We start from the raw sequence: 22,990 nt of genomic DNA, 5'->3' as shown, positions 1-22,990 counted from the left end.
GACCGACAGTATTAGAAAACCGTGCTAGCCGCGCGCCAACGCTTCGCCCACACGCTTGCCAGAGTGGATGCATCCGCCGAGGAAGGTGCCCTCCAGCGCATTCTTGCCGTGCATGCCGCCGCCACCGAAACCGGAGGCCTCACCGCAGGCGTAAAGGCCGGGGAGTACCGTGCCATCGGGATTGAGGCACTGGCCATCGAGGTTGGTCTCCAGGCCACCGAGCGTCTTGCGGGTGAGGAACTTCAGGCGCACCGCGATGAGCGGGCCCTTGGATTCATCGAGGATGCGGTGCGGGGGAGCCACGCGGATGAGTTTGTCGCCTAAGAAGCCGCGGGCGACGCGCAGGTAGTTGACTTGGGCGTCCTTGCTGAAGGGATTGTCCAGCTGAGAATCGCGGTCTTCCAGGACTTTTTGAAGTTGGGCCAGATCAATGGTGGGGGAGCCCTCTGGAGAAATCTGGTTCATTCCGGCGACGAGATCCTCCAGGTTGTCTTCCACGATCCAGTCGATACCGTTGTCCATGAAGGCCTTGACGGCTACGTGCGTGCCCGGGCCCAGCTTGCCGGCAAGCTTCTTGAATTCCTTATCCGTCAGATCCGGGTTCTGCTCCGAGCCGGAGAAGATGAACTCCTTGTCCACGATGGCCTTGTTGAGCACGAACCAGGAATAGCCGTGGCCGGTCTGGCCAATGTGGGCGAGTGCGGCCAGGTTATCGGTGCCGGGGAAGAGGGTGGTGGGCAGGCGGTTTCCTTCGGCGTCGAGCCACAGCGCCGAGGGTCCGGGGATGATGCGGATGCCGTGGCCGGGCCAGATGGAATTCCAGTTGGTCATGCCCTCGGTGTAGGCCCACATGCGGTCGGTGTTGACCACGGAGGCACCGGCCTGCTGGGCGATGTCGATGCCGCGGCCGTCGACATGCGCGGGAACACCCGTGACCAGCTCCTTCGGGCATTCGCCCCAACGCTCAGTGGGCCACATCTTGCGTACCTTCTCCAGGTTGCCGCCGATGCCGCCGGTGGCGATGACCACGGCGGAGCCGCGGAGCTCAAAGTGCTTGACGACGTCCCTCGGACTCGCCTCACCACGCGCCTGGCTGGTGGGGGAGAGGACGCTGCCGCGCACGCCGACGACGCGGGGACTGCCAGTGTCGTCGTTGTCGACGACGAGCTCGTCCACCCGGTGGCGGAAGTGGAATTCTACCTGGCCTTGTTCTTCTGCTTTAAGGAGTGGTTCGCGGAAGACGCGCACGACCTCTGGGCCCGTGCCCCAGGTGAGGTGGAAGCGCGGCACGGAGTTGCCGTGGCCGGAGGCATCCCCGGAACCGCGCTCGGCCCAGCCGATGGTGGGGAGGACGTTGAGGCCCAAGGACTTGAGGTAGCCGCGCTTTTCATTGGCGGCGAAGCGCACGTATTCGCGGCCCCATTTCTCGCCCCAGTAGTCGTGCCGGTCATCCTCGGTCACCGGGTCATAGTCGGCAGAGTTGGTCCAGTCCCGCCACGCCAACTCTTCGGAGTCCTTGACCCGCATCATGGATTGTTCGGGAGAATTGACATAGAACAGCCCGCCGAGTGACCAAAAAGCCTGCCCGCCGAGGTTATTGCGGTTTTCTTGTTCAAGGAAGATGACGTGCTTGCCGCCCTTGAGGGCCTCATAGCCGGCGACCATGCCGGCGAGGCCGCTGCCGACGATGATGATGGAATTCTCATCCGAAGTAGTTTCTTTCATGACAGTAATGATAAAAGAAACTAGCCTCGATTGTGTGACTTGGCTCGCAGCTTCGGTTTTAAGCAGAGAGCGTGCGCTAGGCGTAGGTCGTGTTGACCTTCTCCACGAGGGTGAGGACGTCGTAGGTCGCCACAATCTCATCCTCCTGGTTGTAGAGCACGGCGTCCCAGCAGACCTCACCGTAATCATCGGTGACGCGCGGGGTGATGCGCTTGGCGGTCAGCTCTACGCGGATGGAATCGTCATAGGTCACCGGCGTGATGAAGCGCAGGTTCTCCAGGCCGTAGTTAGCCAGGACCGGGCCCGGTGCCGGCTCCACGAAGAGTCCAGCTGCCCAGGAGACCAGCAGGTAACCGTGTGCGACGCGGCGCGGGAAGAAGGGGTTGGCGGTGGCGGCCTCCTCATCCGTGTGGGCGTAGAAGGTATCGCCGGTCTTCTCTGCGAACTCGAGGATCTCTTCGAGGGAGACGTGGCGCAGATCAGAGGCGAACTGGTCACCGATCTGCAGTGTTGCCAGGTCCTTGCGGAAGGGGTGGGTGCCCTGGCCACTGTCGACGTCCGCGCGGGTGACGCGCTGCACGGCGGCGCCGCGGTGCCACTGGCCGGTGATGGCGGTGAGGTGATCCGGGGTTCCCTGAACTGCGGTGCGCTGCATGTAATGCAGGATGCCGCGCACACCACCCAGCTCCTCGCCGCCACCGGCGCGGCCCGGCCCGCCGTGCACGAGGTGCGGAAGGGGAGAGCCGTGGCCGGTGGAGGTCTTCGCATCATCGCGGTCGAGGAAGTGCAGGCGGCCGTGGTGGGCGGCGATGCCGAGGGCATATTCGCGGGCGAGCTGGGGATCGTGCGTAATAACGGAGGCGACCAATGAGCCGGAGCCCAGGGCGGCGAGCTCGACAGCCTCGGCGGGGGAGTCGTAGCCCAGGAAGGAGACGACGGGGCCGAAGGCCTCGGTGTCGTGGACGGCCTGGGCACGGTTATCGGCAAAGCGCAGGATAGTGGGGTTAAAGAAGGCGCCCTCGGCCTCCTCTCCGCCGTAGGCAACCTCACCGCCGCCTGCCTTGAGCTTCTCGACGGCCTCCGCGACGTCCGCCTTCTGATCCGCGGAGACCAGCGGGCCCATGGTGGCGGAGGCATCACGCGGATCGCCCACGACGACCTTGTCGCGCAGGCGTGCGCTGAGGGCTTCGATGGTGGCGTCGACAAGCGCATGCGGGACGATGGCGCGGCGGATGGCTGTACACTTCTGGCCCGCCTTCGAGGTCATCTCGCCGAAGACCGCCTTGACGAAGGCATCGAATTCCGGGGAATCCGCGGTAACATCTGCGCCGAGGATGGCGGCATTGAGGGAGTCCGCCTCCGCGCTGAACTGGATGCCACCCTCGATGACGTTGCGGTGTGCGCGCAGGGTATTCGCGGTGTCGGCGGAGCCGGTGAAGGCCACGTGATCGCGGTAATCCAGGTGATCTAGCAGGTCGCGGGCGGAGCCGGAGATGAGCTGCAGGCTGCCCTCCGGAAGAATTCCGGAATCGATCATGAGGCGCACGCAGGCCGCGGTGATGTAGCCGGTGGGCGTAGCGGGCTTAACAATGGAAGGCACGCCCGCGATGAAAGCCGGGGCGAACTTTTCCAGCATGCCCCAGACGGGGAAGTTGAAGGCGTTGATCTGCACCGCGACGCCGGGGATGGAGGTGTAGATGTGGCGGCCAATGAAGGAGCCGTCCTTGGAAAAGACCTCCGCCTCACCATCCGGCATGACGGTGCAGTTGGGCATCTCGCGGCGGCCCTTCGAGGAGAAGGTGAACATGGTGGAAATGCCGCCGTCGATATCGACGAAATTATCGCGCTTGTTAGCGCCGGCCTTGTTGGCCAGTTCGTAGAGCTCTTCGCGGTGATCTTGGAGATAGATCGCCAGCTCCTTGAGCTTGAGGGCGCGCTCGTGGAAGGTGAGCTTCTGTAGCCCTTCGCGCCCGGTGCTGCGGGCGTAATCGATAGCGCCGGCGATGTCGAGGCCTTCGGCGCTAACTAGGGCGACGACATCCCCGGTGGAGGCGTCGTGCACGTCCGCAACGCGCGAAGGGTTGTCCGGGGTGAGCCACTGGCCGGAGAGATAGCTGGGGACGAGGGCTTCAGTCATAGCGAAAAGTTTGGCCTTTCCATTAGTTTCCGAACGGTTGGTCAGTAAATACAGGCTAGTATAGTCTGCGTCACATTTCTAGGATTAAGTAAGGAGCACGGCATGGCCGCAGAGGTATGGAAGATTCAGTTGGGTGAGCTGGACAAGAAGATGGGCGTAGAAATCCTGGAAGAGTCAGCCGAGCGGGTGGTGGCCACCATGCCGGTTGAGGGCAACACCCAATCCTTCGGGCTGCTTCACGGCGGCGCGATGGCCTGTATCGCTGAGGCCGTCGGCAGCTGGGCGGCGGTGATTCACGCCTCGACGCTGGGCAAGGTCGCTGTCGGCGTGGACATCAACGCGACGCACCACGCCTCCGGGCGCTCGGGTCAGGTCACGGCGACGGCCACCGCTATCAAGCTGGGTAAGACGCTGTGCTCCCACGAGATCGTCATTACAGATGACGAGGGGAGGAGACTGTGCACGGCGCGTATCACGAATGCGTTGATTTCCCCTAAAGCGGAAGGGAAGTAAGGGAGTCCGTAAATAAAGCGTAAAAATCGGGGTCAAGGGGTGTAAAGATGCCGCAAATAACCCGTAGGTCTAGGGGGGAGCGGGCCTAACGTCAATGCTCGGCAGGTGCTCACCAGCACCGGCGCTCGATGCTCTGGGGCACCGGGCACACCTTGTATTGCTTTCACCCAAGGGGGTCTCTCCCACATGTTGGACATTCTGGTCATCGTGATCGTGGTCCTTACATTTAGCGCTCCCTCCGCCATCAACGAGTTTATGGACGGAGACGCGTAAATCATGAACACCATCACAGCGGTTATCGGGCTCATTATTGTTGTCGCGCTCGTGGCCTATCTCATCATTTCTCTTATTGACCCGGAGCGTTTCGCATGATCGCCAGCATTGTGGCGGTAGCACCGCAGTACCTCGCCCTCTTTGCCCTTCTAGCGGCGGCTTATGTGCCGCTTGGTAACTGGATGGCTCGTACCTATACCTCTGAAAAAGACTGGGCTGTCGAGCGCCTCATATACAGAATTTTGCGGGTTGACCCCAACCGGGGCCATAACGCCAAGAACTACACTCGTGCGCTGCTGGGCTTCAGCCTGGCCTCCGTCTTGGTTCTTTACGCAGTGCAGCGGCTCCAAGCAGTGCTGCCAAGCTTTGGCAACGCCCGCGAAGACGCAGTGGAGCCGTGGATGGCCTTCAACACTGCGGCCTCCTTTACTTCCAACACCAACTGGCAGTCCTATTCCGGCGAAGACACCCTGACCAATGCTTCGCAGATGCTGGGCCTGACCGTACAAAACTTTGCCTCGGCTGCTGTGGGCATGTGCGTGGCTGTTGCGTTGATCCGTGGCATCGGCCACCTGGGTTACCAGCGCGACGTGGCGGCAACGCAGGATGGTCAGAAGCTCATAGGTAACTTCTGGGTGGACCTCACCCGTGGTCTGGTTCGCATCCTGCTTCCCCTGTCACTCATTATTTCCACCGTGCTCATCCTTGGCGGAACCATGCAAACCTTTGGATCCAACCTGGTCACTGACTCTGGCGTGGATATCTCCCGTGCTCCTGTGGCCAGCCAAGAAGCTATTAAGCTGCTGGGCACCAACGGTGGTGGCATCTTCGGAGCTAACTCGGCGCACCCGTTTGAGAATCCAACGGGCTTTACCAACCTGGTGGAGATCTTCTCCCTGCTCGTCATCTCTTTCTGCATGATTCGCACGTACGGCGTGATGCTTAAATCGCAGAAGCACGCGTGGACGCTGCTCGGCGTTGCCGGTGGTCTGTGGACCGTGATGGTTGTCCTAGTGACCTGGGCACAGCACACCCTCGTCGGCGGTGCTTCCCAGTTGGCAGGCGCCAACATGGAAGGTATCGAACAGCGCCTTGGCATTGACGCTTCGGCATTGTTCGCCGTGTCCACCACGGGTACCTCGACGGGTGCGGTGGACTCCATGCACGATAGCTATTCCCCGCTGGGCGGCGGCTTGCTCATCCTCAACATGCTGCTGGGTGAGATCGCTCCAGGCGGTGTGGGCACTGGCCTCTATGGCCTCTTGATTGTGGCCATCCTAGCAGTGTTCATCGGTGGTCTCCTGGTAGGCCGCACACCGGAGTTTATGGGCAACAAGATTGGACGCAAGGAAATTTCGGCAGTCAGCCTCTACATCCTCACCATGCCGGTTCTAGTCCTCGTGGGCGTCGGAGCCTCCGTGGCGCAGCGCAAACTCGTGGAAGCTTCAGCGACCAACTTCGGTGCGCCGGGCACGGCTGATAATGCCCACAGCCTGTCGGAAGTTCTCTACGCCTTTACCTCGGCGGCGAATAACAACGGTTCTGCTTTTGCCGGACTGACGGTGACTGAGCCCTGGTGGCAGATCACTTTGGGCTTGGCCATGCTGTTGGGCCGCTTCCTGCCCATCGTCTTCGCCCTTTACCTAGCCGGAAGCCTGGCAGGACAGAAGCGCCAGGCCACCACCGCAGGCAGCTTACCCACCTCCGGCATCACCTTCTCCCTGTTGACCATCGGCGTCATCCTGCTGGTCGCAGCACTCACCTTCTTCCCCGTCCTCACCCTGGGTCCCATTTCGGAGGCACTATCATGACAACCCCTACCATGACCGCTGAGCAGGTCAAGGCTCCTCGCACAAAGACTGCGGACCAAAACAGCGGTCTTGCCGCTGCGGCGCTGAAGGCGCTGCCGAGCAAAATGTCCCCGCTTGCCCAAGCACGCAACCCCGTGATGTTCGTCGTGTGGGTCGGCGCCGCACTGACTACGGTGTGGTCCATCATCAACCCCAGCTTCTATGGATGGGTCGTGACTATATGGCTGTGGTTCACTATCGCCTTCGCGGCCTTTGCGGAGGCTTATGCCGAAGGCCGCGGAAAGGCCCAGGCCGACAGCCTGCGCTCTGTGCGTGATGATGCTACTGCCAACCTCATAACGGACTCCGGCATTGAGGTGGTCCCTGCGTCTGAGCTCACGAGAGGATCTATCGTGCGAGTGGAGGCCGGAGAGACCATCCCGGGTGACGGTGACGTCATCGAAGGCGCCGCTACCGTCGACGAGTCTGCTATCACGGGTGAATCGGCTCCCGTCGTCCGCGAGGCCGGCGGTGACCGCTGTGCCGTGACTGGCGGCACTGTGGTGCTCTCTGACTCCATCAAGGTCAAGATCACCTCTGAACCGGGTTCCACCTTTGTGGACACGATGATTGCTCTGGTGGAAGGAGCCGAACGCCGCAAGACTCCGAATGAGATTGCGCTGAGCATCCTGCTCTCCACGCTGACCATCCTCTTCCTCATCGCCGTGACGGCTTTGGCTCCCATGGGTTTGTTCACCGGCGCTGAGTTGTCCCCGCTGTCCCTCGTCGCGCTGCTGGTATGCCTCATCCCGACGACCATCGCCGCACTGCTATCCGCCGTGGGTATCGCCGGCATGAACCGCCTCGTTCGCCACAACGTTCTGGCCACTTCCGGCCGTGCGGTGGAAGCAGCCGGTGACGTCGCCACGCTTCTTATGGATAAGACCGGCACCATCACGTACGGCAACCGCCAGGCCACGGGCCTGATCGTGGCTTCGGGTGTGAACGAACGTGAAGCTGCAGAGATTGCACGCATTTCTTCCCTGGCGGATGAAACCCCGGAGGGCCGCTCCATCGTCTCCTGGTTGACGGAGAACTACTCTCTGTCTAGCGAGGGCGACGCGGAAGCTCGGAAGGCTGAAGTCATCCCGTTCAGCGCTTCTACCAGGATGTCTGGTCTCGACCTGGCTAACAGAAAGCTGCGCAAGGGCGCGGGCGACGCCGTGCGAAAGTGGGTAACTGAGGCAGGCGGCGCGTGGCCGCAAGAGATCGAGGATTCAGTAACCCAGATTGCGCAAGACGGCGGCACCCCGCTGCCAGTTGCCGTGGAAGAATCCGATGGCAGCCGCAAGGTGATCGCGGTGGTGCAGCTGAGTGACGTCGTCAAGCCCGGCATGGCCGAGCGTTTCGCCGAGCTGCGCCAGATGGGTATCAAAACCATCATGGTCACCGGCGACAACCCGCTGACCGCCGCGGCCATTGCTAAGGAAGCCGGTGTCGATGACTACATCGCCGAGGCCACCCCGGAAGATAAGCTCGCCCGCATCCGCGAAGAACAGGCGCAAGGCCGCATGGTGGCCATGACCGGTGACGGCACCAACGACGCCCCGGCCCTGGCGCAGGCGGATGTGGGAGTAGCCATGAACACTGGTACCTCCGCGGCGAAGGAAGCCGCCAACATGGTGGACCTGGACTCTGATCCGACGAAGCTTATCGACGTCGTTCGCATTGGTAAGCAGCTGCTGATCACCCGTGGTGCGTTGACCACCTTCTCCTTGGCCAACGACTTGGCAAAGTACTTCGCCATCCTGCCGGCGCTCTTCTCCGCGCAGTTGCCGCACTTGGAACGCCTCAACATCATGCACCTGCATTCGCCTGAGTCCGCCATCGTGTCTGCGGTGATCTTTAACGCGCTCATCATCGTCGCGCTCATCCCCTTGGCGCTCAAGGGCGTGTCGTATAAGCCAGCCTCCGCGTCCTCCCTGTTGCGCCGCAACCTCGGTATTTGGGGACTAGGCGGCGTGATTACCCCGTTCATTGGCATCTGGCTCATTGACCAGGTCGTCTCCCTCCTCCCAGGCCTCTAAAGAGAACCTGCAAAGAAAAAGGAAGAACAATGCGTGTTTATCTGCGTAACCTCATTGCCGGTTTTGTCGCCGTGCTGCTCTGCGTCGTAGCACTCGGCATGGTCTATCCGGCGGCTGTGTGGGCCATTTCCCGCATCACACCGCAGTCCGCCGACGGCAATCTCATCTACCAAGGAGAGTGCCTCGTGGGCTCTACCCAAATCCAAGACGGGGTGAGCGAGGGCCCCTACTTCTTCCCTCGCGCCGAGGGAATGAGTAACTACGGTACGAGCAGCACGGAGCTGGAGAAGAACATCCAGGAACGCCGCGCCGCTATTGCCCAGCGGGAAGGCGTAAGCGAAGACCGTGTGCCTGCCGACGCCGTCACGGGCTCCGGTTCCGGAGTGGATTCCGGTATCAGCCCCGTGTACGCCGAGCTGCAAGCTCCGCGTGTGGCTCGGGAGCAGGGCATCAGCGTGGAAGAGATGGAAAAGCTCATCGCCGAGAACACGGAGCATGCCAGCCTCGGGTTTCTAGGCGAAGACACGGTCAATGTGACAACTCTCAATATGTCGTTGCCCACGCCTACTCCCTGTTCATAAAGATCAGCTCATAAGATGAAGCAATGTTGACCGAAGCAACTGCGCCGTCCTCGCGCACCAAACGCGGCACCTTGAAGATTTTGTTGGGCGCCGCTCCCGGCGCGGGCAAAACCTGCGCCATGCTTAGTGAGGCGCACACGCTGATTAACCAAGGCCGTGACGTTGTCGTCGGCATTGTGGAAGACCACGGTCGCGCATATACGAAAGCCTTGTGCGAGGGTTTGGAGATCATTCCGCGACGCACCGTTGACGGTCTGTCCGCCGGGGAGTTGGATACCTTTGCGGTCATCACGCGGAAACCTGACATTGTCCTTGTCGATGAGTTTGCCCACTCCAATCCTCGCGACGAAGAGCACGAGAAGCGCTGGGAAGACATCGAAGAGATTCTGGATGCCGGAATCGACGTTATCTCGACTCTCAATATCCAGCATCTGGAGAGCCTCAACGATGTTGTTAAGCAGATTACTGGCATCGCACCGCAGGAAACCGTGCCGGATGAGGTAGTGCGTGCTGCGAATGAAATCGAGTTGGTCGACGTCTCCCCGCAGCTTCTGCGCACCCGGCTTAGCGACGGACACGTGTACCGCGAAGCACGCATCGAACCTGCACTCAACAACTACTTCCGCGTGGGAAACCTCACCGCGTTGCGCGAGTTGGCACTGCTCTGGCTGGCAGATCAGGTTGATGAAGCACTCATTACGTATCGCTCGGATCAAAAAATCACCGATACGTGGGAAGCACGTGAGCGGGTAGTTGTGGCCATCCAAAACGTTGCCCATGCTGAGACCCTGATCCGGCGCGGGCGGCGCATCGCGACGAAATCTTCGGCGGAACTGCATGTGGTCCACGTCGTTTTTGGTGATTCCTTCACGTCGCGTTCCTCTTCGGTGGCGGGATCGGCGCAACAACTTGCCCGGCTGCAGACCCTGGCCCACGATGTGGGTGCGCGGCTGCACCAGGTTACTGGGGACTCCGTGCCGGAAGCTCTGCTCAACTTTGCGCGAAGCGTCAACGCTACCCAGCTTGTTGTCGGGGTGTCGCCGCGGCGGCGTTTCGGCGTGCACTGGCACAGCACGGTAGCAGAGACAGTACTGCGCGAATCCGGCTCGATTGACTGCCACCTTGTCAATCTTCCCCCGGAAAAGCCGCTTCCGCTCACACGTATGCTGCATCCTTTCCGGCCCTTCCCGCAGCGTGCAATCGCGTGGCTTAGTTCAGCGTTGGCCTTCGTCGGACTCACTGCGTTGTTAGTGCAGGCTGACGGCCAGGACTTGGGAACAGGTACCTGTTCTGCGTTCTACTTTGCACTCATTCTGTTTGTCAGTTTGGTGGGTGGCCTGTGGCCGGCCGTGGTGGTGGCGGTGGCTTCCGGTTTGGCGGTCAATTGGTTTTTCACCGAGCCAATCCATACCTTCGACATCGCCGATCCCGCTAACGCTGTCATCGCCGTGGTCATGGTGGCTATCGCTCTGGCAGTCGGCATTCTTGTGCGCCGCGCCAAGATTGAGCGGGCGAATGCAGCTGTGGCTGCGCGTGATGCTGAGCTGCTTACGGTGTTTTCCCGTGCCGCGTTGAATCGCCGAGCGGATTCCTCCCCGAAAGATGCCGTGATGCGCAAGGTGGGGGAGGCATTCAATTGTCGTCGAGCGGAGCTGTTGGATGACAACGGTGACGTCCTTGCCACCTGGCGCGCAGTTAGCCCCGAGCGCACCTCGAGGCACCTTCATATTCCCGAGAAAGTGCGCCATGAACAGACAGTGGACACCGTTGTGGCGAGCGAAGATGGGACGGTTCAGCTTCGTCTTGCGGGCCCGACTCTGTCTGCCCGGGATCGTGGCCTTGTCACCGTGGTCGCGGGCTATCTCGCGGGTATTGTTCGCCGCGAAAAGCTTTCTGCTGAGGCCGCGCGCGCTGATGCGATAGCCGCTGCAGACGAGCTGCGGCGAGCGCTGCTGTCGAGTGTGAGCCACGATTTGCGTACTCCGTTGGCAACGGCCAAGTTGGCGGTGTCGTCATTGCGTAATGCCGACATTGAATTCACTCCCGAGGACCAAGATATGCTTTTGGCAGAAACTGCGGCGAGCATCGAGGAACTCACCGGGTTGGTCACCAATTTGTTGGATTACTCCCGGCTTACCGCTGGAGCAATCACCGCTCGCCACGACGTCGTCGAGGTGGCAGAGGTGGCTCATCGTGCCATCGCTTCCTGCGCCTTTGGGCATTCCCCGGAGCAAATTGGGCGCATCCATTTGGACCCTAGTGTGCGTGGAGTTACGTGCTGCGCGGATGCAGCCCTCATGGAGCGTGTCTTGGCCAATCTCTTTGATAACGCCCTGCGTTATGCGCCGACTGGCCAGGTGAGGATGAGTGCTCAGACTATCGCCGAACAGGTGGAACTGATTGTCGGCGATGAAGGACCGGGTATCCCGCCGGAGAAACAGAAGGAACTGTTCCAGGCGTTTCAGCGTTTGGGTGATACCAGCAACGACAACGGAGTGGGCCTTGGCCTTTCTGTTGTTCAAGGCTTTGTGGAGGCCATGGGCGGTAGCATCGAGGTAGCTGCCACCCCGGGCGCAACCTTTATTTTGCGGTTTCCCGTCGCGGGAGGAGAACAAAAATGACGACGAAGAAAACTAGCATCGCCATCGTGGACGATGACCCGCGTCTGCTCAACACACTGAGCATTAATTTCAAGGCTCGGGGCTACGAGGTTCACCCAGCACGTACAGGTGCTGAGGGACTGCAGGTGGTGTCACAGCAGCAGCCAGACGTAGTCATCTTGGACATGGGGTTACCGGATATGGACGGAACCGTCGTGTTGGAAGGAATCCGCGGATGGTCTGCAGTACCGGTGATCATCTTGACGGCACGCTCTGATCCGCTGTTCAGCGCCGCAGCTCTCGACCGCGGCGCGGACGACTACGTCACCAAGCCCTTCTCTATGGAGGAGCTTCTGGCCCGCGTGCGCGTGGCGCTAAGACATGGTAGCCCACAGAGTCCAGTGAGGCGCACTGAGACCGCTGTGGTACGCGCCGGGGACGTTCTGATCGACGTTCCGCGCCATTCCATCACTAAAGACGGTGAGCCGCTGCACCTGACCCCCACCGAGTGGGGCGTGCTCACCACGTTGCTTCGCGCCCACGGCGGCTTGGTACGCAAAGAGGATCTGCTTTCTGAAATCTGGGGTCCAGGCTTTGAGGGGCAGGGGCACTACCTGCGTATTTACACCTCCCAGTTGCGCCGCAAGCTAGAGGATGACCCAGCTAATCCCGCCTTCCTCCTCACGGAGCCCGGCTTGGGGTACCGCTTCGTGGTGCCAGAGCCGGGCGCGGGAGGGAGTGGCTACTCGGAGTAGTTGTAGAAGCCCTTGCCGGACTTGCGGCCCAGCTCGCCGCGCGCGACCATGTCGCGCATGAGCTGCGGCGGGCTAAAGCGCTCACCCAGCTGGGATTCAAGGTATTCGGCGATGCCGAGGCGCACATCCAGGCCCACGATATCGGTCAGCTCCAGCGGGCCGATGGGGAACTTGTAGCCCAGCACCATGGCGTTGTCGATATCGCGCGGTGAGGCCACGCCTTCCTCCACCATGCGGATAGCCTCAAGCGCGATGGCCACGCCGAGACGAGAGGAAGCGAAGCCAGGGGCATCCTTGACCACTACGGCGGTCTTACCCAGGCCCTCGACCCAGCCCTTGGCGGTGTCCACGAGCGCTTCCGGGGTGGACTCGGCAATAACCACTTCCACCAGCTTGGAGGCCGGGACCGGGTTGAAGAAGTGCAGGCCGATGACGTCGTTGGGGATGCTTTCCGCCAACTGGGATACCGACAGCGAGGAGGTATTGGTGGCGACGACGGCCTGCGGGGCCGCCTCAGCAATATCCCTAAAGGCGGCCACCTTGAGATCCATCGACTCCGGAACTGCTTCAATCACGAGGTCGAAGCCAGCAAAGGCGGAGGCAGTGGTGGACAAGCTGAGACGCTCATCCCAGGATTCGAAGGTTCCTTCCGCGCCGCGGTCGAGGGAGCCGCGGATGGCCTTGTGCACGCGCTCGCGGGCGGCGGCCACGGCGTCATCGTTGATATCCACCACGGTCACGGACGCGCCGGCGGCCAGGAAGGCGTGAGCGATGCCTGCGCCCATACGGCCGCCGCCGAGCACGCCGACCTTGGCAGGAACCTGCAGTACTGAGGACATGAGTTGAATCTCCTTGTGAGTGGAAGGTTTATTTCTTGCGGTCCAGGAAGGCCTGCATCCGCTCAAACTTGGCGGGGGACTCAAAGAGCACAGCCTGGGCGATGTTATCCACCGCTGGGTGCGCAGCATCTGGCATGGCGATGAGCTGCTTGGTCAGGCGTACGGCGAGCGGGTCTTGCTTGGCAATGCGCCCGGCTAGTTCCAGGGCGCCGTCGACAAGCGCATCCGGCTCGTGCAGCTCGCTGACCAGGTGGTTGGCCAGCGCCTCCTCGCCGTTGAGGATGCGTCCAGCCAGCAGAATCTCCTTCGCCAGCGGGGTGCCCACGCACTCCTTGAGGCGCCAGGTAGCACCCGCGGCGGCAGCGATGCCCAATCCGGCCTCGGGCTGCCCAAACTTGGCAAAGGGCGTGGACACGCGGAAGTCGGCCGCCAAGGCCAGCTCGAGACCGCCACCGAGAGCGTAGCCATCTACCGCCGCGATGACGGGGGCAGGCAGTGAGGCGATGCGGTGGAAGATGCCGGAGTTGATGCCGCGGAGGGCGTCCTCGCGACGGCGCTCACGAAGCTGCGCGATGTCCGCCCCGGAGGCGAAGATGCCGCGAGGGCCCTTCGGGGTGTCCACGGTGCAGCCGGTGATGATGAGGATGCGCGGATCGGATTCGAGTTGCGCGCAGAGCTCGTGGAACTCCGTCACCATCTGCTCATCGATGGCGTTGCGTACCTTGGGGCGGTTGAGCTTGGCGATGACAATCTCGTCGTTCTCGCCACGCGTCGAAATCTCAATGGCAGTAGTCATCTACACCCTCTCAATCGCAATCGCGGTGCCCTGGCCCACGCCCACGCACATGGTGGCGATGCCGCGGCGCAGTCCGTCCGTTTCCAGGCGGTTGAGCAGGGTCAACGTGATGCGGGAACCGGAGGACCCCAGCGGGTGGCCCAGCGCGATGGCGCCTCCCCAGGCGTTGACCTTGTCCTCGTCCAAGCCCAGCTCGCGGATGCAGGCCAGTGACTGAGTGGCAAAAGCTTCGTTGAGCTCGACGGCGTCCACGCTGTCGAGCTCCCAGCCGGCGCGCTCCAGCACGTCGCGGGTCGCCGGGATGGGGCCCGTGCCCATGATCTCTGGGCGCACACCGCGCGCGGAGTTGGCCACCACGCGGGCGCGGGCGGTCAGGTTGTGCTTCTTGAGGGCTTCTTCGGAAGCGACAATGACGCAGGAGGCGCCGTCGTTGAGCGAGGAGGCGTTGCCCGCCGTGGTGACATCTCCCAGGGAGGTCACCGGGCGCAGCTTGGCCAGAACCTCCATCGTGGTGCCCGGGCGGGGGCCTTCATCGGTATCGACCACGGTGACGTTGCCCTTGCGGTCAGTGACCTCGACGGGCACGATCTCCCGGGCGAATTTGCCGGCTTCGATAGCAACGAGCGCGCGCTCCTGGGAACGCACGGCGAAGGCGTCGGCTTCCTCGCGGCTAATGCCGAAGACATTGGCCACTTCCTCGGCGGTCTCCGGCATGGAGTAGGTCATCTTCTCCTGCTCCGCGAACTTCGGGTTGGCAAAGCGCCAGCCAATGGAGGTATCGAAGGCTTGGCCTGGCTTGGCAAAAGGCTTGTTCGGCTTCTCCATGACCCAGGGAGCGCGGGACATGGACTCGACGCCGCCGGCGATGACGATATCTGCTTGGCCGGATTCCACGAGGGCAGTGGCCAGGGCAATCGAGGACATACCTGACGCGCACAGGCGGTTGACTGTAATGCCCGGAACGGTGTCCGGGAACCCGGCGAGCAGCCAGGACATGCGGGCAACGTTGCGGTTCTCCTCACCGGCGCCGTTGGCGTTGCCGATGATGACTTCATCCACTGCGGAGGGGTCGAGGCCAGCCTCCTCCACCGTCTTCTTGATGGCGGTGGCCATGAGGTCATCTGGGCGAACCGAGGACAGTGCGCCGCCATAGCGGCCCACGGGGGTGCGGAAGCCGGATACCAGGTATGCAGTCATGTGATTCCTTAGCTGTTGTAGCTGTTGTGTGGTGTAGAAGGTCGTGAGGTCTAGCGTCCGTGGAAGACCGGCGGGCGCTTCTCGTTGAAAGCAGCGAAGCCTTCGTAGTAGTCCTCGGTATTGCAGAGCTTTCCCTGGGCAACGTTTTCGGCATCGACGCTGGCCCACAGCCCAGTGCCGTTATCGCGGATGTCCTGGACCAGGGTGCGGCTGGTGAGGAAAGCTTGGGTGGCGCCGTGGGCTGCGCGCTTGGCGACGTCCCGAGTGAACCCCAGCAGCTCCTCTGCCGGGATGGCGCGGGAGAAGAGCCCCGCGCGCACTGCCTCCGCGCCGGAGATGAGATCGCCGGTGATGATGAGGTCCATCGCGCGGTGCGTTCCTAGACGTTCGACGAAGAGGGAGTGCCCGCCCGAATCCAGGGTGGCGCCCAGGTTGGCAAACGGGGAGCCGAACTTGGCGTCTTCGGCGACGTACACGACGTCACAGGCCAAGACGAGGCCGAGGCCTACGCCCAGGCAGGGCCCGTGCACGGCGGCGAAGGTGGGGGCGGGGAAGTTATCGATCTTCTTGAGCACCGGGGTAACCACGCCCGCGAGGTATGCGGTGGCGTCGTCTTCGCGCGGGTTGAGCCCCTTGATGTTGCGGCCGGCGCAAAAGCCCTTGCCTTCGCCGCGCAGTATGAGCGCGCGGGGGCTAAGCTGCGCGGCCTCATCGAGGGAGCGGGAGAGCTCGGCGAGGTCTTCTTCCGCGAGGGAATTGAGGGCCTTGGGGTTGTTGAGTACGAGCTCGACGACTCCGGCTTCGGCGTCGTGATGCAGGTCGATCATGTGTGTTACTCCTAGGCGTCAAAGTCGAGGACGATGTTCGGCGTGGTGGGGCGCGACTGGCAGGTCAGGATGTAGCCGGCCTTGACCTCATCGGCCTCCAGCGCGTAGTTCTCCGCCATGTCGACCTCGCCCTCGACCAGCTTGGCGCGGCAGGTGCCGCACACGCCGCCGGCGCAGGCGAAGGGGACGTCGGAACGCACACGCAAGGCGGCGTTGAGCAGAGACTCATTGGCAGAGACCGGGGATTCAACGGAGCCGGAGAGACCATCGAGCTGGAAGTTGATGGTGACGTTATCGCCTTCCGGATCGACCTCCACGTGGCGGCCAGCCTGGTTCTGGTCTCCGGAGGGCTTGCCGGTGGTAAACAGCTCGTAGCGCACGTCCTTCTCACCTACGTCACGGCTGGCCAGCTCGTCGCGGACCAGCTGCACCAGCTCGAAGGGGCCGCAGAGGAACCATTCGTCGACGGTGTCCGTGCGCACGACGTTATCCAGTAGAGTCTGGAGTTTTTCAGCATCGATGCGCCCAGAAAACAGCGGATTGACGCGCTGCTCGCGGGACAGGACGTGGTGCACGGCAAAGCGGGTAGGGAACTTGTCCTTGAGGTCACCGATCTCCTCGGCGAACATGACGTCGCCGCCGCCCTTGTTGGCAAAGATGAGCTCAAATGTGGTGTCGGGGGAGGTATGGAGCACGGTCTGGGCGATGGCCATGATCGGCGTGATGCCGGAGCCCGCTGCAATGGCCACGAGGTGTGGGTTCTCTAGCTTCTCCAGCTCTTCGCGCACGGCCTCGGGGTTGTTGAGACCGGTGAGGTGGGTCTTTGAGGTGAACGCGCCCTGCGGGTTCATCACGTCCATGGTGTCGCCGGGCTTCAGGGTGTCGTTGGCCCACGTGGAGAACACGCCACCGCGGTCACGCTTAATGGCGACGCGCAGGATACCGTCGCGTGGCACATCGCAGATGGAATAGGAGCGGCGGACTTCGCGGCCGTCGATAGTCGCCCGCAGGGCAACGTACTGGCCGGGGATGTAGTCATAGTCGTCTTGCAGCTCCGGAGGGATGGCGAAGGAAACCTCCACGGAGTCCTTAGTCAATGCGCGCACGTCGGACACGGTCAGGGTGTTGAACGTGGCCTTCTTTTTTGCGGGGGCAGACGGGGTCGTGGTCATTAGTGCACCTTGAAGTAGTCGAAGGGTTCCAAGCAGTCCTGGCAGTTGTAGAGGGCCTTGCAGGACGTGGAACCGAATTGGGCAAGCTTACGAGTGCGGCGGGAGCCACAGTGGGGGCATTCGATGGTCGGCGGCGGTCCAAGCGTTAGCGGGATGGGACCTTCTGGCGTGGCCCGGGTTTTCCCGGAGGGAGGGGCAATGCCATAGTCCTTGAGGTTTTGCCGGCCGGTCTCCGTCATCCAGTCGGTAGACCACGCGGGCTGGAGCACGAGGTCAACGCGTACCTTGGCGTAGCCGGCATCCGTCAATGCTTTGGTGATGTCCGTCGTGATGTGCTCCATGGCGGGGCATCCGGAATAGGTCGGGGTAATCGTGGCCACCGCGGTGTCGCCTTCGAGGCGAGCACCTCTCAGGATCCCAAGGTCAGCGATGGAAATGACAGGGATTTCCGGATCGGGCACCTCGGCGGCGACGTCCCACACGTGGGCGTCGTCAGGCTGCGTGGGGCGCAGCGGGTGGGATTTGTCTGTGATGGACACGATGAAACCTTGGTCCTTTCCTTTTCTTTACCAGGTCGCGCCGGGGTGCTGGCGCGCCAAGGACTGCATCTCTGCGAGGATGTAGCCGCGGTGCTCGGAGAAGCGTCCAGTGCGTTGCCCGGAGCGCGCCTGCTTGACGTCCGGGATGGCTAGGCCAGCCTTGTCCAGGACATAGGCGATGCGCTCATCGAACTGCGCGCGCAGGCTGGAAGGAAGAACAGCGATGCCTTCTGCCGCGAGTTTCTCGTGGAGCGGGAGGTCCTCGAAAAGCTCGTCGAGGTAGGGCCACATGTACATCAGGCCCTCCGTGATCCGGCGGTGGGATTCCTCGGTACCGAGACCAAGACGCAGAATCCACTGGTTGGCGTGGTCGATGTGGTACTCAACTTCCTTGATAGCCTTGGCCGCGATAGCTGCCAGCGTCTCATCCTTCGACTCCAGCAGGGCGGTGTAGAGCCCGTATTGGTAATAGGAAAAGAGCAGCTGGCGGGCGATGGTGTAGCCGAAGTCCCCGTTCTCCTGTTCGACGAGGCGCGCGGAGCGGAACTCCTCCTCGTTACGGAAGTAGGCCAAGTCATCCTCGGTCTTGCCCCATGCGGTACCGGCGTAGGTTAGCAGGAAGCGGGCATGCCCGATGAGATCGAGGGCGATGTTGCCCAGTGCGATGTCCTCTTCCATCTCTGGTGCTCGCGAAATCCACCAGCCCAGGCGCTGGGCCAAGATGAGGGCGTCATCGCCCAACATGAGGGCATAGCGTGCGGTGTCCTCGGGGGCGACTGCGCCGGAAGCGGCGATGTCTTCTGCGGTGATGCCGTTGCCCTGCGATTGCTTCGTCGCAGAATCGGCGGCTGCAAATCCGGTCACAGGTGCGGCACTCCTTCCGACTTGTCGTAGTAGGTGGCGTGGCGGTAGCTCTTACCCTGCGGGGATTCGAAGAATCCGCCCTTGGAGTCGGGGTCGGAGGAGGCGATGGCTTCGCTGGGCACGACCCAGACGGAGGTACCTTCGTTGCGCCGGGTGTAGAGATCGCGGGCATTGCGCAGGGCCATCGTGGCATCCGGTGCATGCAGCGAGCCGGCGTGGACGTGGGAGAGGCCGCGGGAGGAACGTACGAAGACCTCCCACATGGGCCAGTTAGAGCTAGACATGGAATTTTCCTTAAAGTGTCGAGGCTGGTTGGGCGGTGTGCTTGGGCTTAGGCGATAAGCGAGGTATCAGCCGAGTGGTGCTTCTCCGCGTAGGCCGCGGCGGCTTCGCGGACCCAGGCGCCGTCGGCATGTGCTTGGCGACGCCGCTGCATCCTCTGCACATTGCAGGGACCCTCGCCCTTGATGACGGCCTTGAATTCGGACCAGTCGAGCTCGCCGAAGTCATAGTGGCCGCGCTCCTCGTTCCACTTCAGGTCTGGGTCTTCGAAGTGCAGGCCAAGGGCCTCGGCCTGCGGAACGATCATGTCCACGAAGCGCTGGCGCAGCTCGTCGTTGGAAAAGCGCTTGATGTTCCATGCCATGGACTGCTTGGAGTTGGGGGAGTCATCGTCCGGTGGGCCGAACATCTGCAGTGCCGGCCCGTAGAAGCGGTTGATGGCTTCCTGCGCCATCTGCTTCTGCTCGGGCGTTCCGTGGGAAAGCTCGTAGAGGATCTCCCAGCCCTGGCGCTGGTGGAAGGACTCTTCCTTACAGATGCGAACCATGGCGCGGCCATAGGGTGCGTAGGAAGCACGGCAGAGCGGAACCTGGTTGCAGATGGCGGCGCCATCCACCAGCCAGCCGATGGCTCCGATGTCGGCCCACGTGCGCGCCGGGTAGTTGAAGATGGAGGAGTACTTGGCGGTGCCGTCGAGCAGCTGCTGCACCAGCTCGTCGCGCGGCGTGCCCAAGGTCTCCGCGGCGGAGTAGAGGTAGAGGCCGTGGCCGGCCTCGTCCTGCACCTTCGCCATGAGGATGGCCTTGCGCTTAAGTGACGGTGCGCGGGTAATCCAGTTGGCCTCCGGCTGCATGCCGATGATTTCGGAGTGTGCGTGCTGGGAAATCTGGCGCGTCAAGGTCTTACGGTAGGCGGCCGGCATCCAGTCGGTGGGCTCGATGCGGGAGTCTTCGGCGATGAGCTCGTCGAAGTGCTGCTGTGCTTGTGCGTCATCCGCGGCCGGGACGGCGGCGAGTGTCTTTTCTGATGGGGTCATGGGAGGAATCGTTCCCTCTCTGCTCAGTGTCGGCTCGGTGATACTTACTGACTGGTTGGTCAGTATATGGGGCAGGTGTGAGCTATGTCAACCATGTTTGTGAGCTGTGCCCTATTTTCGAACGAATCGCTGCTAGGTCTGTAGCTGGGCTTTAGGAGTTACGGTTCTGCGGCTTAGCGGGAAGAACGCGAAATGTGCCGCGGAATTCGGCGATGGGCTTTCCCTTGATGCTGAGGGTGACATCGACGACGCCATTGCGTCCCCAGGCTTGGCGGGTTATCCCGACGCCATCAACGACGTCCCCTTCGAAGGCGGGGGCGATGTAGTGGATTGAGTTGTGCGCGGCGACGGCCAACTCGCCACCGGAGTTGCAGGCGCCGGCGAAGATGGAATCGGCGAACATGTACAGATAGCCACCTTGCGCTGTGCCATGCCCATTGCACATCTCTGGGCGGATGGTGAAGTGGCCTTCGCATTTGCCGAGGTCCAACGTGGTGATTCTCGCGCCAATTTCCGCAGTGGCTCGGTCGTCATCGAACATGGCGCGCACGTGGGTAAACTCGGGGCCTTCGGCGACGCCGGGGGCGAGGATGGGGTGTTCGGTGCTCATGGGAATTCCTCCTTGGGAAGGGCCTTCCGCAGCGCTACCGAGGGAGCGGGTAAAGGGGTGTGGTGGCTCACTAGTCTAACGGCGCCCGGGGCTCTCTGCTTGAATGGACTGCGTGAATAAAGAGAAGTCCATCGCTCAGGGCGCGGTCCGTGGCCGCCCCGGCTACTCCCGTGAAGATGTCATTCGTGCAGCTGTCCGCGCTTTTACTGCCCGCGGTTACGACGCCACGTCGATGGATAACGTGGCGAGTGAATTGGGGATCTCCAAGTCTGCGCTCTATCACCACATTTCTTCGAAGGAAGAGATCCTGGAGCTCACGGTGGTCCAGGCGCTGAAACGGTTGGAAGCGGTTGCGGAGGAGATGGCGGCGGCCGATCTCTCGGCGGGGGAGAAGGTACGTGGGCTGCTGCGTGGCTCGATTGAGGTGCTGTGCTCTGACCCGAAGTCCGTTGCGCTCTTGCTCCGGTTGCGGGGTAACTCCGAGGTGGAGCGCTCCGCGCTTGAGCGCCGTCGGGTGTTGACGCGTTCTGTGATTCCGCTGGTGGAGGAAGCCCAGGAGGAGGGTGCTATCCGCTCCGACATTGAAGCCCCGCTGTTGACGCGCATGATTTTTGGAATGATCAACTCGACGTCCGATTGGTACGAGCCGGAAGGGCGAATCGATGCCGAGGAGCTGGCCAACACGTTTGAAAGTGTTGTTTTCAGCGGCCTAGCGCCGCACGCAATGAAGTAGCTCCGAACCTGCGTTTCGCCCCGGCGTTGTCGCTCAATTCGGGGGTGGGGGCTTCTTTTGCGTGTGAAACCGCCGTGGCCTGCATAGATGTGCCGTGGTTCAAAAACTTGGTGTAAATGTGTTGTCTATCACCGCTGTGGTCTGTAGTGTACGTCACAAGACTTACCTAACCGAACGGTAAGTAAGTATCGCACGTGTTGTGCGTTGTCCCAGCTAACCAACTTCTTGCAGCACTTTCGAGGGAGCTTAAAGGGTGTGGTTCCCCTCTCCTCGAAATGAAAGGCAAATGACGTGACCGCAACGTTTGACATTTTCTCCGACCACCACGGCCCCCAGATGGGTATTGAGTACGCTTCCCGAGATGAAATCATCGCGCTGCAGACCGCACGCGCGAAGAATGAGCTGCGCCACGCGTACTACAACGTCCCGCACTACCGCCGCGCGTTTGATGAGAAGGGTGTTCACCCGGATGACTTCAAGGAGCTGTCGGACTTTGCGCAGTTCCCGTTCACGGATAAAGAAACTCTCCGTGCGGAATACCCCTTCGGAATGTTTGCCGTAGGCCAGAACCAGATTTCGCGCATTCACGCTTCTTCCGGTACCACCGGACGCCCGACTGTCGTGGGCTATACCGAAAACGACGTGCGCATTTGGGCGGAGCTCGTAGCTCGTTCGCTGCGCGCAGGTGGCCTGCGAAAGAGCGATAAGGTGCAGATTACGTTCGGCTATGGTCTTTTTACTGGCGGCCTGGGTGCCCACTATGGCGTTGAAGCCTTGGGTGCTACGGCAATTCCTACCTCCGGTGGCCAGACGGAGCGTCAGATTCAGATCATGCAGGACTTCCAGCCGGACGCGATTCTGGGCACCCCGTCCTACGTGCTCAACCTCCTTGACCGCATGCGTAAGGAAGGCCTGGACCCGCGCGAATCCTCCCTGCGCGCCGGCGTCTTTGGCGCTGAGCCCTGGAGCGAGGGAATGCGTCGCGAGCTCGAGGAAGGCTTCGGTATCACGGCCACCGATATCTACGGCCTCTCCGAGGTGATGGGCCCTGGCGTGGCTCAGGAGTGTGTTGAGACCAAGGACGGACTGACCGTTTGGGAAGACCACTTCTATCCAGAGATTATCGATCCTGACACCCTTCAGCCGGTGCCGGACGGCGAGTACGGCGAGTTGGTCATCTCCTCCCTGACGAAGGAGGCCTTCCCGATCATCCGCTACCGCACCCACGACATCACCCGCTTGCTCCCGGGCACTGCGCGTTCGATGCGTCGAATCGACCGCATTTCCGCTCGTAACGATGACATGATCATCCTGCGCGGCGTGAACTGCTTCCCGTCACAGTTCGAAGAGATTATCACCGAGGACCGCGTGCTGCGCCCGCGCTACCAGTGTGTGCTGAGCAAGCGTGGCCGCATGGACCACCTCACCCTAGTGGTTGAGCACTCCTCGGAGGCAACCCCTGATCAGGTCGACGCTTCTGCCCAGTGGCTGAAGAAACAGATCAAGGAGCGCATCGGCATCACCGTAGGTGTGGAAATCACTGACCATGTCGATTGCGGTGAGGGCAAGGCAAAGAGGATCGTCGACAACCGCGATAAGTAGTCCGTTCTCGGCCCTTCCGGCGCGTCTTAGCT

At 61.9% G+C, this 22,990-nt stretch carries 21 protein-coding genes; 9 read left to right on the top strand and 12 right to left on the bottom strand.

Annotated features, from left to right (window positions below; all coding sequences use genetic code 11):
• Nucleotides 1–24: 24 nt before the first annotated feature.
• Nucleotides 25–1,725, bottom strand: coding sequence for an FAD-binding dehydrogenase (locus M5J06_RS08650; RefSeq protein WP_250224427.1), 1,701 nt, complete (start codon nt 1,723–1,725; stop codon nt 25–27).
• A gap of 76 nt (nt 1,726–1,801) precedes the next feature.
• Entirely contained in the window at nt 1,802–3,862 is a 2,061-nt protein-coding gene (gene paaZ, locus M5J06_RS08645; protein ID WP_070561863.1) for a phenylacetic acid degradation bifunctional protein PaaZ, read from the bottom strand.
• A gap of 102 nt (nt 3,863–3,964) precedes the next feature.
• Here paaZ and M5J06_RS08640 point away from each other — a divergent pair, with 102 nt between their 5' ends.
• The 7 genes from M5J06_RS08640 to M5J06_RS08610 all read left to right on the top strand — a co-directional run bounded on the left by M5J06_RS08640 (nt 3,965) and on the right by M5J06_RS08610 (nt 12,461).
• Entirely contained in the window at nt 3,965–4,375 is a 411-nt protein-coding gene (locus tag M5J06_RS08640) for a PaaI family thioesterase (protein WP_070510093.1), read from the top strand.
• 276 nt (nt 4,376–4,651) lie between these two features.
• Nucleotides 4,652–4,747, top strand: coding sequence for a K(+)-transporting ATPase subunit F (kdpF, locus tag M5J06_RS08635; protein WP_039672809.1), 96 nt, complete (start codon nt 4,652–4,654; stop codon nt 4,745–4,747).
• A complete protein-coding gene (gene kdpA / locus M5J06_RS08630) occupies nt 4,747–6,459 on the top strand; it encodes a potassium-transporting ATPase subunit KdpA (RefSeq protein ID WP_437177590.1) in 1,713 nt (570 codons plus the stop codon). Before kdpF ends, kdpA begins: the two co-directional genes overlap by 1 nt.
• The gene (gene kdpB, locus M5J06_RS08625; protein WP_437177589.1) at nt 6,456–8,525 is read left to right on the top strand and encodes a potassium-transporting ATPase subunit KdpB; all 2,070 of its coding nucleotides are present in this window, start codon (nt 6,456–6,458) and stop codon (nt 8,523–8,525) included. Before kdpA ends, kdpB begins: the two co-directional genes overlap by 4 nt.
• 29 nt (nt 8,526–8,554) lie before the next feature.
• Nucleotides 8,555–9,106, top strand: coding sequence for a potassium-transporting ATPase subunit C (locus M5J06_RS08620; RefSeq protein ID WP_070561857.1), 552 nt, complete (start codon nt 8,555–8,557; stop codon nt 9,104–9,106).
• 23 nt (nt 9,107–9,129) lie between these two features.
• The gene (locus tag M5J06_RS08615; RefSeq protein WP_250224425.1) at nt 9,130–11,727 is read left to right on the top strand and encodes an ATP-binding protein; all 2,598 of its coding nucleotides are present in this window, start codon (nt 9,130–9,132) and stop codon (nt 11,725–11,727) included.
• Nucleotides 11,724–12,461 carry a response regulator gene (locus M5J06_RS08610; protein WP_070561854.1) on the top strand — a complete coding sequence of 246 codons (738 nt, stop codon included), beginning with the start codon at nt 11,724–11,726 and terminating at the stop codon, nt 12,459–12,461. The genes M5J06_RS08615 and M5J06_RS08610 overlap by 4 nt, the downstream gene beginning before the upstream one ends.
• On the opposite strand, the gene M5J06_RS08605 is transcribed toward M5J06_RS08610, so the two are convergent.
• From M5J06_RS08605 to M5J06_RS08560, 10 genes are all read right to left on the bottom strand, one after another.
• Nucleotides 12,449–13,300 carry a 3-hydroxyacyl-CoA dehydrogenase family protein gene (locus M5J06_RS08605; RefSeq protein WP_070561852.1) on the bottom strand — a complete coding sequence of 284 codons (852 nt, stop codon included), beginning with the start codon at nt 13,298–13,300 and terminating at the stop codon, nt 12,449–12,451. The two genes, M5J06_RS08610 and M5J06_RS08605, sit on opposite strands and share 13 nt — an antisense overlap.
• Nucleotides 13,301–13,328: 28 nt before the next feature.
• Nucleotides 13,329–14,096: an enoyl-CoA hydratase/isomerase family protein gene (locus M5J06_RS08600; protein WP_250224424.1), complete on the bottom strand. Its 768-nt coding sequence runs from the start codon at nt 14,094–14,096 to the stop codon at nt 13,329–13,331.
• Nucleotides 14,097–15,293, bottom strand: a complete 1,197-nt coding sequence (locus M5J06_RS08595) for a thiolase family protein (RefSeq protein WP_144014793.1) — start codon at nt 15,291–15,293, stop codon at nt 14,097–14,099.
• Between the two features lie 50 nt (nt 15,294–15,343).
• A complete protein-coding gene (locus tag M5J06_RS08590) occupies nt 15,344–16,120 on the bottom strand; it encodes an enoyl-CoA hydratase/isomerase family protein (protein ID WP_239249183.1) in 777 nt (258 codons plus the stop codon).
• Nucleotides 16,121–16,131: 11 nt separating this feature from the next.
• Nucleotides 16,132–17,292 (bottom strand): 1,2-phenylacetyl-CoA epoxidase subunit PaaE, encoded by a 1,161-nt coding sequence (gene paaE / locus M5J06_RS08585; protein ID WP_154736135.1) that lies wholly within the window; start codon nt 17,290–17,292, stop codon nt 16,132–16,134.
• On the bottom strand, nt 17,292–17,831 hold the full coding sequence (gene paaD / locus M5J06_RS08580) for a 1,2-phenylacetyl-CoA epoxidase subunit PaaD (protein ID WP_070561842.1): 540 nt from the start codon (nt 17,829–17,831) through the stop codon (nt 17,292–17,294). Before paaD ends, paaE begins: the two co-directional genes overlap by 1 nt.
• Nucleotides 17,832–17,858: 27 nt before the next feature.
• Complete coding sequence (gene paaC / locus M5J06_RS08575) at nt 17,859–18,695, bottom strand: 1,2-phenylacetyl-CoA epoxidase subunit PaaC (RefSeq protein WP_070561840.1); 837 nt, start codon at nt 18,693–18,695, stop codon at nt 17,859–17,861.
• Nucleotides 18,692–18,979: a 1,2-phenylacetyl-CoA epoxidase subunit PaaB gene (gene paaB, locus M5J06_RS08570; protein ID WP_039672784.1), complete on the bottom strand. Its 288-nt coding sequence runs from the start codon at nt 18,977–18,979 to the stop codon at nt 18,692–18,694. The genes paaC and paaB overlap by 4 nt, the downstream gene beginning before the upstream one ends.
• A 47-nt stretch (nt 18,980–19,026) precedes the next feature.
• Nucleotides 19,027–20,013, bottom strand: a complete 987-nt coding sequence (gene paaA / locus M5J06_RS08565; RefSeq protein ID WP_070561838.1) for a 1,2-phenylacetyl-CoA epoxidase subunit PaaA — start codon at nt 20,011–20,013, stop codon at nt 19,027–19,029.
• A 151-nt stretch (nt 20,014–20,164) separates the two neighbouring features.
• Nucleotides 20,165–20,623: a hotdog fold thioesterase gene (locus M5J06_RS08560; RefSeq protein ID WP_154736134.1), complete on the bottom strand. Its 459-nt coding sequence runs from the start codon at nt 20,621–20,623 to the stop codon at nt 20,165–20,167.
• Between the two features lie 103 nt (nt 20,624–20,726).
• Here M5J06_RS08560 and M5J06_RS08555 point away from each other — a divergent pair, with 103 nt between their 5' ends.
• Together M5J06_RS08555 and M5J06_RS08550 are read left to right on the top strand one after the other, a co-directional pair.
• Nucleotides 20,727–21,356: a TetR/AcrR family transcriptional regulator gene (locus M5J06_RS08555; protein WP_070561834.1), complete on the top strand. Its 630-nt coding sequence runs from the start codon at nt 20,727–20,729 to the stop codon at nt 21,354–21,356.
• 336 nt (nt 21,357–21,692) lie between these two features.
• Nucleotides 21,693–22,958 carry an AMP-binding protein gene (locus tag M5J06_RS08550; protein WP_154736235.1) on the top strand — a complete coding sequence of 422 codons (1,266 nt, stop codon included), beginning with the start codon at nt 21,693–21,695 and terminating at the stop codon, nt 22,956–22,958.
• The last annotated feature ends 32 nt before the right edge of the window (nt 22,959–22,990 follow it).

Source organism: Corynebacterium intestinale (assembly GCF_023574125.1).
Classification (GTDB): domain Bacteria; phylum Actinomycetota; class Actinomycetes; order Mycobacteriales; family Mycobacteriaceae; genus Corynebacterium; species Corynebacterium hesseae.
This window is presented reverse-complemented; position numbering and strand designations above follow the sequence as displayed.